Source organism: Pseudomonas sp. PDNC002 (assembly GCF_016919445.1).
Taxonomy (GTDB): Bacteria; Pseudomonadota; Gammaproteobacteria; order Pseudomonadales; family Pseudomonadaceae; genus Pseudomonas.
In genome coordinates, this window is sequence record NZ_CP070356.1 from 4,972,868 (window position 1) to 4,986,617 (window position 13,750).

Consider the following 13,750-nt stretch of genomic DNA (forward strand, 5'->3'; position numbering starts at 1 on the left):
CGCAGACGCTCGCTGAACCAAAGCCCGGCCCAAAGCCGGGCTTTGTCGTTTCAGCGCCAGCCGTCGGCAACGCCTCAATTCTCCGTTTCGCTTGCCGATAGAGCCTTATCGGTCAGCCGCATCGTTTCAGCTTCGATTCCGAAGCGTGCCTGCCCGCTTGTCAGATTCCAGCGCTCTGACGCGGGGTTGTGCGGGCGCGGCGACCGACAATGATGGCAATTTGCAGCCATCCTGTGCTCTGCTTCGCACTGACTTCCAGTCGCTCCTTCAACCGGGCCTTCGGCACGCAGTACGGTCTTCGTTCAATGCTCGATCTGCAACGATATTTCTACAGCGGCGACACCCCTTCCCTGCTGGTTTTCGGCGAGCACAACAACGCACTGCTGCTGCTCTCCATCCTCATCGCCATCTTCACCTCGACCATGGCCCTGCAGTTGTCGGGGGTGGCTCGCCTGGCGCGCAGCCCGTTCTATCGCCAACTGGCCATCGGCACCGGCGCGGTGGCACTGGGCGGCGGCGTGTGGGCAATGCACTTCATCGGCATGCTGTCCTTCCAGCTCTGCGCGACGGTGCGCTACGACCCACTGATCACCCTGCTCTCCGGCCTGCCGAGCCTGTTCGCCTCGTGGATCGCGCTCAACCTGCTGGCCCAGCGCAACGTCAGCACTCTGCAATTCATCGGCGGCGGCGTGCTGGTCGGCGCTGGCATCGGCGCCATGCACTACAGCGGCATGGCGGCCATGCAGATGGCCCCGCTGCTGCGCTACGACCCGTGGATGTTCGCCCTCTCCATCATCGTCGCGGTGGTGCTGGCGGTGATTGCCCTGTGGGTGCGCTTCGGCCTGCGCCGCCATGTGAGGCCGAACCTGGCGATCCTGCTCAGCGGCATGGTGATGGGCCTGGCGATCGCCGGCATGCACTACACCGGCATGGCCGCGGCGCGCTTCGTCGGCCGGGAGGAGTTCGGCGTTCCGCAGGGCGTACAAGGCAGCTTCTACCTGGCCATGGCCGTGTCCATGGCGACCACCAGCCTGAGCATCTGCGTCGCCGCGGTGAACGGCCTGCTGCGCTACCGCCAGCTGTTCCAGGAACTGCAGCGCCGGCGCAAGCACCTGGATTCGCTGCTCGACGCCGCCGTCGAGGCCATCCTCACCATCGACCACAGCGGCGTGATCCGCTCGGTCAACCACGCCGTGCTGCGCCTGTTCGGCTGGCAACCGCACGAACTGGTCGGCCAGCCCATGCAGGTGCTGATGAACGAGGCTTACGGCCATCAGTTCCGCATGGCGCTGGAGAACTACAAACGCAGCGGCGAGCGCCAGTTCAACAACTCCGAACTGGAGCTGGAAGGCCTGACTCGCGACGGCCGGGAGTTTCCGGTGCGCGTCAGCCTCGGCGTCACCGATCACAACGGCAAGCCCTGGTTCGTCGTGTTCGTCGCCGACATCAGCGAACGCCGCGTGATGGAGCAGGCCCTGCGCACCCGCGAGGAGCAGTACCGTTCGCTGATCCGCAACATGCCCGGCATCGCCTTCCGGGTGCTCCCGGACGACGCCTGGAGCGTCCTGTTCGTCAGCGACGCGGTGGAGGCCGTCACCGGCTGGTCGGCGCAGGATTTCATCGACCAGCGCATCACCTTCGGCCAGCTCTACCATCCCGATGACCAGGAAGCGGTGAACGAGGAAGTCCGCCGCGCCATTGCCGAGCGCCGCAGCTACGTCGTCGAATACCGGCTGTTCGACCGCAGCGGCACCGAACGCTGGATCTGGGAAGGTGGCAGCGCCTGCTACGACGAGGCCGGCAACCCACAGTGGATCGACGGCGTGCTGCTCGACCAGACTGAAACCAAGCTGCTGAGCAACGAGTACGAAGGCAAGGTCACCGCCATCGGCCGGGCCATGGCGCTGATCGAGTTCGACCTCGACGGCCGCGTGCTGGCCGCCAACGAGAACGTCCTCGAGCTGTTCGGCTACAGCGAAGCCGAGGTGCTGGGCCAGAACCACAGCCTGTTCTGCCCACCGGATATCACCGGTAGTGCCGAGTACCAGGTGTTCTGGCAGGCGCTGCGGCGGGGCGAGTTCAGCGCCGGCGAATACCGTCGCCTGGCGAAAGACGGCCGCGAAGTCTGGATTCAGGCCACCTACAACCCGATCCTCGATTTCGACGGCAAACCGATGAAGGTGGTCAAGCTGGCCACCGACCTCACCCCGCGCCGGGTCATGGAGCAGGAACTGCGCAGCGCCCGCGACCGCGCCGAGCAGGCCGCCGCCGCGCGCAGCAGCTTCCTCGCCAACATGAGCCACGAAATCCGCACGCCGATGAACGCCATCATGGGCTTCACCGAGCTGCTGCTGGATTCGCCGCTGGAAGAGAACCAGCGCCGTTACCTGACCACCGTACAGAACGCCTCGCGCTCGCTGCTGGGGCTGCTCAACGACATCCTCGACACCGCCAAGCTGGATCGCGGCGCCATCGAACTGGAAGCCCTCGACTTCTCCCTGCCGGAGCTGTGCGAGCAGGTCTGCGCGGCGCTGCGGCTATCCGCCGAGCGCAAGGGCCTGAGCCTGCAGATCGACTACGGCCAGCGCGCCGGCGAGTATTTCCGCGGCGACCCGCTGCGCCTGCAGCAGGTGCTGACCAACCTGCTGGGCAACGCGGTGAAGTTCACCGAGCGCGGCGAAGTGCGGCTGGTCATCAGCGGCGAGCCGGGCGCCCTGCGCCTGGCCATCCGCGACACCGGCATCGGCATCGCCGCCGACCGCCTGGAACGCATCTTCGATCCCTTCGCCCAGGCCGACGCCTCCATGAGCCGGCGCTTCGGCGGGACCGGGCTGGGCACCACCATTTCGCGCCAGCTGGTGGAGCTGATGGGCGGCCGCATCACAGTGGAAAGCGAGGTAGGTCGGGGCAGCGTGTTCACTGTCGACCTGCCGTTGCCGGCCGGCCGCAGCGTACAGCCGACGCCCCGCAGCCACGCGCCAAGCCTGCCGCCGCTACGCATCCTGGTGGCGGACGACGTGCCGCAGAACGTCGAGCTGCTGGAGCTGAACCTGCGTCGTCTGGGCCACCGCCCGCACAGCGTCGGCGATGGCCAGGCCGCCGTTGACGCTTACAGCGCGCATGACTTCGACCTGATCCTGATGGATGTGCAGATGCCCGGCATGGACGGCCTGGAAGCCACCCGACGCATCCGCACCATCGAGCAGCAACGTGGCGTCGAGGCCGTGCCGATCATCGCCCTCACCGCCAGCGTGCTCGACCGCGACCGGCAGAATGCCCTGGACGCCGGCATGAACGGCTTCGCCAGCAAACCGCTGGAGCTCAATGCCCTGCTGGATGAGATGGCGCGCGTGCTCGGGGCTACCCCCGCCGCGCGCAGTACGCCGGATTGCGCGCCGGTGCCGCTGGCAACCCTGGACTGGACCGCCGGCGCGCACCTGTGGGGCGGCCCGCTGCCCATGGCGCGGGCTATCCTGCGCTTCCTCGACGAGCAGCAATCCTGCCTCGCCACCCTGGAACAGGCGGTCAACGACGGCGATCGCGCCGGCATCACCGCCCTCGCCCATCGCCTGCGTGGCGCCGCGGCCAATCTCGCATTGCCGCGCCTGGCGGGCGCACTGGGCGCACTGGAAAGCACGGCCGATCACGGCACCGTCGAGCAATTGCAGACCGCGCTGGAGCGAGCCTGCACGGAGTTCGCCACCGTCCGCGCATCGGTGCCGCTGGTCCCCGAAGCCGCTCCCAACGGCGTCGGCGAGGCTGTCGGGCAAGCCGCCTCGCAGGATCTGCGCGACGCACTCGACGCCCTGCAGCTGGCCCTCTCCCGCGGCGGCCTCGACGACCAGGCGCTGGAGCGCCTACGCCTGGGCACGGCCCGAGGCGAACACCGCGAGACTTTCGAGGCCCTGCGCTTCGCCATCGACGATTTCGACTTCGACCAGGCCCTCGAATGGGTCCGGACCCTGGGTAACCGCCTGGAGCACGCATGACCCTGACCGCCCAAGACCATCGGCCCTGCCTGCTGCTGGTGGACGACGAAGCCACCAACCTCCAGGTGCTGCGCCACATCCTGCAGGACGACTACCGCCTGCTGTTCGCCAAGGACGGCGACAAGGCGCTGGAACTGGCCAACCGCGAGCGCCCGGACCTGATCCTGCTGGACGTGATGATGCCCGGCATGACCGGCTTCGAAGTCTGCCAGCGGCTCAAGGCCGAGCAGGCCACCGGCGCCATCCCGGTGATCTTCGTCACCGCCCTGGCCGATGTGCCGGACGAGGCGCGGGGCTTCGAGGTCGGCGCGGTGGACTACATCACCAAGCCGGTCAGCCCGCCCATCGTCAAGGCGCGGGTGCGCACGCACCTGTCGCTGGTCCGCGTGGAAGAACTGCGCGAGACGCGGCTGCAGATCGTCCAGCGCCTGGGCAAGGCCTCGGAGTACAAGGACAACGAGACCGGCCTGCACGTCATCCGCATGAGCCATTACGCGCACATCCTGGCGCGCGCCGCCGGCTACTCGGAGAAAGCCGCCGACGACCTGCTCAACGCGGCGCCCATGCACGACGTGGGCAAGATCGGCATTCCCGATGCCATCCTGCAGAAGCCCGGCCGCCTCGATGAGCACGAGTGGGCGGTGATGCGCCAGCACCCGGAGATCGGCGCGCGGATCATCGGCGAGCACGACTCCAACCTGCTGCGCCTGGCCCGCAGCATCGCCCTCACCCACCACGAGCGCTGGGACGGCACCGGTTACCCCAAGGGACTGCGCGGCGAGGAGATTCCTATCGAGGGGCGCATCGTCGCCATCGCCGACGTGTTCGACGCGTTGACCAGCGTGCGCCCCTACAAACCGGCCTGGAGCATCGACGAGGCCGTCGACCTGCTGCGCCGGGAAAAAGGCAGCCAGTTCGACCCGGAGCTGGTGGAGCTGTTCCTCGGCCAGATGCCGGACATCCTTGCCGTGCGCGAGCGCTGGGCCGACGCCGGCTGAGCGGCGAGCCACGCAAATCCTGCTTTACTCTCTGACCTTCACTTCCTGCCGAGAGTAAGCACGATGAATGCGAAACAGCGCGACACCCTGCTGGCAACACTGCAGGCCCGCTTCGACCAGCATCCCGAGCGCCACAACGGCATCGACTGGGCGGACGTCCAGGCGCGCCTGGAGGCCGCTCCAACCAAGCTCAAGGCGCTGGAACAGATGGAGGAAACCGGCGGCGAGCCCGACGTCGTCGGCCGCGAGAGCGCCAGCGGCGCCTTCCTGTTCTTCGATTGCTCCGCCGAGACGCCGGCCGGCCGCCGCAGCCTCTGCTACGACCGCGAGGCGCTGGACGCGCGCAAGAAGGACAAGCCCGCCGGTTGCGCCACGGAACTGGCCGCGCAGATCGGTATCGAGCTGCTGGACGAGGCGCAGTACCGTCACCTGCAGGAGCTGGGCAGATTCGACCAGAAGACCTCCAGCTGGCTGCGCACGCCTGGCTCCATGCGCAAGCTGGACGGCGCGTTGTTTGGCGACCGCCGCTACGAGCGGATATTCACCTACCACAACGGCGTGCAGTCCTATTACGCCGCCCGCGGGTTCCGGGGTGTGCTGAAGGTGTGACGCGCAACGCCGTCGGTCTTTTCTGAACGAATCCTGTACCGACGCTGAGCTTTCCCAAGGCCGCCCGGCGGCCCTTGATTCATGTCAGGCGGATTCCTCCGAAGGGCGTGCAGCCTTGCCGCACCCGCTCAGATCAAGAGGAATCCCGCGTGAAAACGCCCGCCTGCCTTCTGCTCGCCGGCCTGCTGGCCGGCTGTGGCCCGACGCCCCCGGCACCGGTCGATAGCGTGCGCCCGGTGAAGCTCTACAGCGTTCCCGCCGCCACCGCCGAAGGCGTGCGTCAGTTCCCCGGCCAACTGGTGGCTTCCGATGAGGTCGACCTGTCCTTCCGCCTCGCCGGCCATCTCAAGACCCTCTCGGTGAAACAGGGCCAGCGCGTGGAGCGCGGCCAACTAATCGCCGAGCTGGACGACGCCGACCTGCGCCTGCGTCTGCGCGACCGCGAGGCCACCTACAACCTCGCCCGCGCCCAGTACCAGCGCGTCGCTACCCTCAACGAGCGGCAACTGGCGGCCCGCGCCGAACTGGACCAGCGCAAGGCCCAGCTGGATTCCGCCGAAGCCGCACTGAAACTGGCCCGCCAGGAGCTGGGCTACGCGCGGCTGGTAGCGCCCTTCGCCGGCGTCATCGCCCAGTTGCCGGTGCAAAACCACCAGATGCTGCAACTCAAGCAGCCGGTAGCGATCCTGCAATCCGCCGACACCTACGACGTACAGTTCCAGCTGCCGGAAAGCCTGCTGGAACGGGTCGATGGCGCCAGCCTGCGCAGCGACTACCAGCCCGTCGTGCGCCTGGCCCGCGTGCCCGGCCGCGACTTCCCCGCGCAGTACAAGGAGCACAGCACCCGCCCGGATCCGGCGACCCTGAGCTACACCGTCACCCTCACGCTGGAGCGGCCGAAGGACGTGACTCTGCTGCCCGGCATGAGCGCCACCGTCGAGGTGGACTTCGCCCAGCTCGGCCGCGACGCCCAGGCCGTGCTGCGGGTGCCGGTGGAAGCGGTATTCAGCGCCGACGACGGCGCGCCGGGGCACAGCCAGGTGTGGGTGGTGAAAGGCGACGACGATGCGCTGCGCGTTGAACGCCGTACGGTGCAACTTGGCCAGCCCGGTGCCGAGGGCATCCAGATTCTGTCGGGGCTGGAGCCGGGCGAGCGCATCGTTGCCGCCGGCACCGCCGAACTGCGTGAAGGCCAACCAGTGCGTCCGTGGCAACGCGAGCGGGGGCTGTGATGGATATCAGCGGCTACTTGATCCGCGGCTTTCTACAAAATCGGGTCAGCAGCTGGATCGTCATCCTCCTGCTGGCCCTCGGCGGCCTCTACGCGATCCTCGAAATCGGTCGCCTGGAGGACCCGGCCTTCACCGTGAAGACCGCCGTGGTCGCCACCCGCTATGCCGGCGCCTCGCCGCAGCAGGTGGAAGAGGAAGTCACCTATCCGCTGGAAAACGCCATCCAGCAACTGGCCTACATCGACAAGCTGACCTCGATCTCCAGCGCCGGGCTGTCGCAGATCACCGTCAACGTGAAGCCGCAGTACCGCGCAGGCGACCTGCCGCAGATCTGGGACGAGCTGCGGCGCAAGGTCAACGACCTCGCCCCGCACCTGCCGCCGGGCGTTTCGCCGCCGCTGGTGAACGACGATTTCGGCGACGTCTATGGCATCCTCCTGTCGCTGTCCGGCAAGGGCTACAGCTACCAGGAACTGCGCGACTACGCCGACTACCTGCGCCGCGAGCTGGTGCTCGTGCCGGGCGTGAGCAAGGTGGTGGTCTCCGGCCTGCAGGCCGAGCAGGTGCAGGTGGATGTCTCGCGGGAAAAGATGACCGCCATGGGCGTGCCGCTGACGCGTCTGGTCAGCCTGCTGAACCGTCAGAACGTCGTCTCGGACGCTGGCAGCCTGCGCGTGGGCAGCGAAAGCATCCGCCTGCATCCCACCGGCGAATTCGCTGCCGTGGGTGAACTGGAACAACTGCTGATCAGCGCGCCGGGCAGCGCCCAGTTGGTCCGCCTGGGCGACATCGCCACGGTGAAGCGCGGCTTCACCGATACCCCCAGCCACCTCTGGCGCGCCGATGGCGAAGCGGCCCTGGCGCTGGGCATCGCGTTCGCTCCGCAGGTGAACGTGGTGAAGGTCGGCGATGCCGTGCACGATCGCCTCGATCAACTGGAAAGCGAACGCCCCGCCGGCATGCAGCTGACCCCGTTCTACGACCAGGCCGTGGAAGTGCACGGCGCGGTGAACGGCTTTCTGCTCAGCTTCGTCCTGGCGCTGGCCATCGTCGTCGGTACGCTGCTGGTGTTCATGGGCCTGCGCAGCGGCGTGGTGATCGCCGGGGTGCTCGCGCTCAACGTGCTGGGCAGCCTGTTGCTGATGTACCTGCTGGGCATCGAGTTGCAGCGCATCAGCCTCGGCGCACTGATCATTTCCCTGTGCATGCTGGTGGACAACGCCATCGTCGTGGTCGAAGGCGTGCTGGTCGGGCGCCTGCGCGGCCAGGGCATCGACGCCGCGATCCGCCATATCGTCCGCCTCACCGCGCTGCCCCTGCTGGGCGCCACGGTGATCGCGGTGCTGGCCTTCGCGCCCATCGGCCTGTCCTCGGACTCCACCGGCGAATACTGCCGCTCGCTGTTCGACGTGCTGCTGGTGTCGCTGCTGCTGAGCTGGGTGACAGCCATGACGCTGACGCCGCTGTTCGCACGCTGGGCCTTCGCCAACATGCCGGTGCAAACAGAGAGCGCCGAGCCGCACCAGGGCTGGCTATACCGCGCTTATCGCGGCCTGCTGGAGGCCTGCCTGCGTCAGCGTGCGCTGACCCTGGGCATGCTCGCGCTGGCCCTGGCCGCCTCGCTGCTGGGCTTCTCCCAGGTGCGGCAGAACTTCTTCCCGCCGGCCAACACGCCGATGTTCTTCGTCGACCTGTGGCTGCCCCAGGGCACGGCCATCGAGCACACCCGCGACCTGGCCGCCGAGATCGACCGGCACATCACCGCCCTGCCGGGCGTTGAGCGCACGGTCACCAGCATCGGCCAGGGCGCGCCGCGTTTCATCCTCACCTACGGCGCCGAACGCCAGCACGCGAACTACGCGCAAGTGCTGGTGCGCACCGAGAACCGCGCGCAGATTCCGGGGTTGATCGCCGACCTGCAGCACTATCTCGACGAGCACTATCCGCAAGTGCAGACCGGCCTCAAGCGCCTGATGTTCGGGCCCTCCAGCGGCAGCGCCATCGAAGTGCGCCTGACCGGTTCCGACCCGCAGGTACTGCGCCGTCTGGGCGCGCAGGTAAGCGATATCCTCGCCGCCGATCCGGTCGCCACCGGCGTCGGCCATGACTGGCAGGCCCGTGCGCTGCTGGTCCGCCCGCAGTTCAACGAAGCCCGCGCCCGCGAACTGGGGATCGACAAGGGCGATCTGGACAGCCTGCTGCGCATGAGTTTCAGCGGCCTGTCCGTCGGCCTCTACCGCGACGGCACGCAGCAATTGCCCATCATCGTGCGCGAACGGGAACTCGATGCCGGGCAGATCAACGACCTGATGTTGTGGAGCCCGGTGAGCCAGCGCTACCTGCCCATCGAGCAGGTGGTCGGCGGCTTCGACAGCGTCTGGGAAGACCCGCTGATCCTGCGCCAGGATCGCAAGCGGACCCTGACGGTGATGGCCGACGTCGCCCCGCAGAGCGGCGAAACCTCCTCGCAACTGCTCGCCCGCGTGCGCCCGCAGATCGAGGCGCTGCAACTGCCGCCGGGCTACGAACTGGCCTGGGGCGGCGACGTGGAAAGCTCCGGCGACGCTCGCGACGGCGTGCTCGGCAACCTGCCGATGGCCTTCCTGGCAATGTTCATCATCACCGTGCTGATGTTCTCCTCGCTGCGCAAGGCGCTGCTGATCTGGCTGACCGTGCCGCTGGCGATGATCGGCGTGACCGTCGGCTTCCTGCTCACCGGCATCCCCTTCGGCTTCATGGCACTGCTCGGGCTCTTGAGCCTGTCCGGCATGCTGGTGCGCAACGGCATCGTGCTGCTGGAAGAGGTCGACAACCTCGCCGCCAGCGGCCAGCCACCGCGCGAGGCGCTGGTGAACGCCGCCTGCGCGCGCCTGCGGCCAATCTGCCTGACCGCACTGACCACCATCCTCGGCCTGGCGCCGCTGCTGCTCGACGCCTTCTTCCAGAGCATGTCGGTGGTGATCATGTTCGGCCTGGGCTTCGCCACGCTGCTGACGCTGATCGTGCTGCCGGTGCTGTATGCCAGCGCCTACCGGTTGGGCACAGCCAACGGATCTCGCCAGTAGATTGGCAAGATCCGTGGGGTGACTGACGTTGCCGCCAGCGTCGGTCACCGCCACACTCGTTGCATCCAATGAACGAGGCCCATCATGGAATCGCCGCGCCGCATCGCCTGCCTGATCTACCCCGAGGTCATGAGCCTGGACATCACCGGGCCGCTGCAGGTGTTCGCCTCCGCCAATGTCGAACGCCAGCGCCAGGGCCTGGCGCCGGTCTACGAGCTGCTGGTGCTGGGTGAACAGGCCGGGCCGGTGGCGACTTCGGCGGGCCTGCGCATCTGCGCCGACCTGGCATGGCGCGAGGTCGACCCCGCCACGCTGGATACCCTGCTGGTGCCCGGCGGCCTGGGCGTTCCGGCGCAATGTGAAAACACCGATCTACTCGAATGGCTGGACGCCGCCGAACCGCAGGTGCGCCGACTCGGCTCGGTGTGCTCGGGCGCGCTGATTCTCGCCGCCGCTGGCGTGCTGAATGGCCGCCCGGCCACCACGCACTGGGCGGATGTCGACGAGCTCTGTGCCGGCTATCCCGAAGTGCTGGTCCAGGGCGACCGCCTGCATACCTACGACCCGCAGCGCCGCGACGGCGACGACCACGTGTTCACCTCGGCGGGCGTCACCGCCGGCATCGACCTCGCCCTGGCGCTGGTGGAAGCCGATCTCGGCCGCGCCTTGGCGCTGGCCGTTGCGCGGCGGTTGGTGATGTTCCTCAAGCGCCCCGGCGGACAGGCGCAGTTCAGCCACTGGCTGACTCCGGAACCGAGCCGCACACCGCGTCTCGCCGCGCTGCTGGAGTGGATTCCGCCAAACCTGGGCAACGACCTGTCGCTGGAAGCCCTCGCCGAGCAGGCGTGCATGAGCCTGCGCACGCTGTCGCGGGTGTTCATCAACGAACTGGGCATGGGGCCAGGGCGCTACGTCGAACGGGTGCGCCTGGAAGCCGCCCGCGCGCTGCTGCAGGACGCCCAGGCGTCGATCAGCACGGTGTCGCGGCTATGCGGCTTCGGCCATCCGGAGAACCTGCGGCGGACCTTCCACAAGCACCTGGCGATCAGCCCGCAGGAATACGCCGAGCGCTTCGGCCAGTTGCACTGACCTCAATCCATAGCAAAGGACTTTGCCATGCTCGAACTCCGCCCCAACTGCGAATGCTGCAACCGCGACCTGCCCGGCGACAGCCCCGATGCGCGCATCTGCAGTTTCGAATGCACGTTCTGCCCCGACTGCGCCGAACAGGTGTTGCACGGCCGCTGCCCGAACTGCGGCGGCGAACTGGTGCCGCGCCCGCGCCGCCCGCTGGAGAAACTGGCGGCCAACCCCGCCTCGACCCAGCGCGTGCTCAAGCCCGCTGGCTGCCAAGGCTGAGGGCGTAGCATGCTGCTGCGCACTCCGGCGATCCGCCTGCTGTTCACCAGCCAGGCGCTGTACTGGTCCTGCTCGCTGATCGGCATCACCCTCACCTCGCTGGTGGGCGCGCAGCTCACGCCGATCAACAGCCTGGCCACGCTGCCCCTGGCGGTCCTGGTGCTGGGCAACCTGCTGGCGGTGCAGCCGCTGTCGCTGTTCATGCAGCGCCACGGGCGCCGGCGCGGCCTGCTGCTGGGCGCCGCCTGCGGTGTGTTCGGCGGGCTGCTCTGTGCGCTGGGCGTGTGGCTGGCGGACTTCCTGCTGTTCTGCCTCGGCGCGCTGCCCATTGGCGCCTACCAGGCGTCGGCGATGTATTACCGCTTCGCCGCCCTGGAAGCGGTGGATGAAGCCCACAAGGGTCGCGCCACCGCCTACGTGATCGGCGGCGGTGTGCTGGCGGCGTTGCTCGCACCGAGCCTGGCATTGTGGTCGCGCAATGCGCTGCCGGCGCCATTCGTGGGGTCGTACCTGGCGATTGCCGGTCTGGCGCTGATCGCCATCGCAGTGCTCAGCCGGCTGCCGGAAGGTGCCGCGCCCGCACCGTCCACCGGCGGCTGGAGGGTGATGCGCGAGCTGCTGTCGCGCCCGGCGATCCGTGCCGCCATGGCCTGCACGGCGGCCGGGCACGGGCTGATGATCCTGATCATGAACGCGACGCCCCTGGCCATGAGCTTCTGCGGGCTGCCGCTGGAGCGCTCGGTGAGCGTGATCCAGTGGCACGTGCTGGGCATGTTCCTCCCCGCCTTCGTCGCCGGCCCGCTGGTGGACCGACTCGGCGGTCGCCGCGTGGCCTGGGTCGGCATGGCGCTGCTAGCGGTGAGTGCGGCGGTGGCGCTGAGCGGCCAGTCGGTAACCCAGTTCCTCATCAGTTCGCTGCTGCTGGGCATGGGCTGGAACCTGATGCTGGTGGCCGGCACCACGCTGCTCGCCTTCGGCCATACGCCGCCGGAACGCGGACACGCGCAAGGCCTGATGGAGCTGGGCAATGGCAGCCTGGCGGCGCTGATGTCGTTCAGCTCCGGCGCACTGATCACCAGCGTCGGCTGGAGCGCGGTGAACCTGCTGGTCTGGCCGGTGCTGCTGGTGGCGCTGATGATGCTCTGGTCGGGGCGCCGGGCGGCGCTCGCCTAGGGCGGACAGCCGTTTGCGGTCCGCCGCCAGGTTCGGGGACAGACACGCTCAGTCATCACGGACACGCGGCGGATAACCTCGACGGTCATCCGCCCTGCGAGGCCGACCTGACGAAGCTGTCCGGCTGGTTGAGCACGCAGCGGATGCCGCCGGGCAAGGCCATGCTGGCCACGCACTGGTTGCGGTGGTTGCAGTCGTTCTCGTAGGCCTCGCCCTGGGTGCGGACATGCGTGACCAGGTCCGGATCGCGCAGCAGCGCACGCCCCAGGGCAACGAAATCGAAACCCTCGGCCATGGCGCGCTGCAGGCTGTCCTGCTGACTGACGCCGCCCAGGTACACCAGCGGCATGTCGGTGGCCTGGCGCACCTGCCGGGCCTGCTCGAGGAAGTACATCTCGGCGTAGGGCAGGCTGGCGAACAGGCGACCGCCGAACCATTTCATCGCCGTGCGCTGCAACGGATTGGGTTCCAGCGGAATCATCTGCGCAAGCGGGCTTTCGCCGCGGAACAGGTACATCGGCGAACGGCTGGTGAAGCCGCCGCTCATCACCAGGGCATTCAGGCCGTGCTCGGCCAGACGCTGCGCGGCGCGGCAGGATTCGCCGATCTCCATGCCGCCGGCGAACCCGTCGCTGAGGTTGAGCTTGGCGAGGATCGGGAACTCGTCGCCCACCGCCTCGCGCACCGCCGCCAGCACTTCCAGCGGCAGGCGCAGTCGGTTGTCCAGGCTGCCGCCGTAAGCATCGGTGCGGCGGTTGGTGGCCGGCGAGATGAACTGGCTGAGCAGGTAGCCGTGGCCCATGTGGATCTCCACGGCGTCGAAGCCCGCGCGCTTCACCAGCGCGGCGGCGGCGCGGTACTCGGCGAGCGTCTTGCGGATGTCCGCCGCGCCCATGGCCCCGGCGAAGGGAACGCCGGAGAACAGCCCGTACTGGTTGAGGCAGGCGCTCGGGCCGCGCGGGCGTGGAATGTTGCGCGGCCGTGTGCGACTGAAGAAGCCGCAGTGGGCCAGTTGCGCGGAAATCGCGCCGCCCTCGCGGTGCACCGCATCGGCCAGCGCGCGCAACGGCTCGAAAATGCCCTCGCGCATCCACATCTGGTCGGCGAAGGTCAGGCCATCCGGCGACACGCCGCAATAAGCCACGGTGGTCAGGCCAACGCCGCCACGGGCCATGCGCGCATGGTGCGCGGCCAGCTCGGCGCCGGGAATCCCACCCGGGCACATGCCCTCGAAGGTGGCGGTCTTGATCACCCGGTTGCGCAGCGCAAGGCCGGCCAGGCGGGTGGGCGCCAGGACTTTGTCGAGGGCGTCTTGCGGGGTCATC

The 13,750-nt window shown here is 68.3% G+C and carries 9 protein-coding genes; 8 read left to right on the forward strand and 1 reads right to left on the reverse strand.

The window, feature by feature from the left end; translation table 11 throughout:
• Nucleotides 1-305 precede the first annotated feature (305 nt).
• From JVX91_RS22370 to JVX91_RS22405, 8 genes are all read left to right on the forward strand, one after another.
• On the forward strand, nt 306-3,989 hold the full coding sequence (locus tag JVX91_RS22370; protein WP_205336306.1) for a PAS domain S-box protein: 3,684 nt from the start codon (nt 306-308) through the stop codon (nt 3,987-3,989).
• Nucleotides 3,986-4,987 carry a two-component system response regulator gene (locus JVX91_RS22375; protein ID WP_205336307.1) on the forward strand — a complete coding sequence of 334 codons (1,002 nt, stop codon included), beginning with the start codon at nt 3,986-3,988 and terminating at the stop codon, nt 4,985-4,987. Before JVX91_RS22370 ends, JVX91_RS22375 begins: the two co-directional genes overlap by 4 nt.
• A gap of 63 nt (nt 4,988-5,050) precedes the next feature.
• The gene (locus tag JVX91_RS22380) at nt 5,051-5,596 is read left to right on the forward strand and encodes a DUF4256 domain-containing protein (RefSeq protein WP_205336308.1); all 546 of its coding nucleotides are present in this window, start codon (nt 5,051-5,053) and stop codon (nt 5,594-5,596) included.
• Between the two features lie 149 nt (nt 5,597-5,745).
• Complete coding sequence (locus tag JVX91_RS22385) at nt 5,746-6,828, forward strand: efflux RND transporter periplasmic adaptor subunit (protein WP_205336309.1); 1,083 nt, start codon at nt 5,746-5,748, stop codon at nt 6,826-6,828.
• A complete protein-coding gene (locus tag JVX91_RS22390; protein WP_205336310.1) occupies nt 6,828-9,893 on the forward strand; it encodes an efflux RND transporter permease subunit in 3,066 nt (1,021 codons plus the stop codon). Before JVX91_RS22385 ends, JVX91_RS22390 begins: the two co-directional genes overlap by 1 nt.
• A gap of 84 nt (nt 9,894-9,977) precedes the next feature.
• Entirely contained in the window at nt 9,978-10,982 is a 1,005-nt protein-coding gene (locus JVX91_RS22395; RefSeq protein WP_205336311.1) for a GlxA family transcriptional regulator, read from the forward strand.
• Between the two features lie 27 nt (nt 10,983-11,009).
• On the forward strand, nt 11,010-11,252 hold the full coding sequence (locus JVX91_RS22400) for a DUF1272 domain-containing protein (RefSeq protein ID WP_205336312.1): 243 nt from the start codon (nt 11,010-11,012) through the stop codon (nt 11,250-11,252).
• 9 nt (nt 11,253-11,261) lie between these two features.
• Nucleotides 11,262-12,425 (forward strand): MFS transporter, encoded by a 1,164-nt coding sequence (locus JVX91_RS22405; protein ID WP_205336313.1) that lies wholly within the window; start codon nt 11,262-11,264, stop codon nt 12,423-12,425.
• An 85-nt stretch (nt 12,426-12,510) separates the two neighbouring features.
• On the opposite strand, the gene JVX91_RS22410 is transcribed toward JVX91_RS22405, so the two are convergent.
• Nucleotides 12,511-13,749, reverse strand: a complete 1,239-nt coding sequence (locus tag JVX91_RS22410; protein WP_205336314.1) for an NADH:flavin oxidoreductase — start codon at nt 13,747-13,749, stop codon at nt 12,511-12,513.
• Nucleotide 13,750 lies beyond the last annotated feature (1 nt).

Coding starts and splice junctions, on each gene's coding strand:
- JVX91_RS22370 (WP_205336306.1), top strand. CDS start 306: ATGCTCGATCTGCAACGATATTTCTACAGCGGCGACACCCCTTCCCTG.
- JVX91_RS22375 (WP_205336307.1), top strand. CDS start 3,986: ATGACCCTGACCGCCCAAGACCATCGGCCCTGCCTGCTGCTGGTGGAC.
- JVX91_RS22380 (WP_205336308.1), top strand. CDS start 5,051: ATGAATGCGAAACAGCGCGACACCCTGCTGGCAACACTGCAGGCCCGC.
- JVX91_RS22390 (WP_205336310.1), top strand. CDS start 6,828: ATGGATATCAGCGGCTACTTGATCCGCGGCTTTCTACAAAATCGGGTC.
- JVX91_RS22395 (WP_205336311.1), top strand. CDS start 9,978: ATGGAATCGCCGCGCCGCATCGCCTGCCTGATCTACCCCGAGGTCATG.
- JVX91_RS22400 (WP_205336312.1), top strand. CDS start 11,010: ATGCTCGAACTCCGCCCCAACTGCGAATGCTGCAACCGCGACCTGCCC.
- JVX91_RS22405 (WP_205336313.1), top strand. CDS start 11,262: ATGCTGCTGCGCACTCCGGCGATCCGCCTGCTGTTCACCAGCCAGGCG.
- JVX91_RS22410 (WP_205336314.1), bottom strand. CDS start 13,749: ATGACCCCGCAAGACGCCCTCGACAAAGTCCTGGCGCCCACCCGCCTG.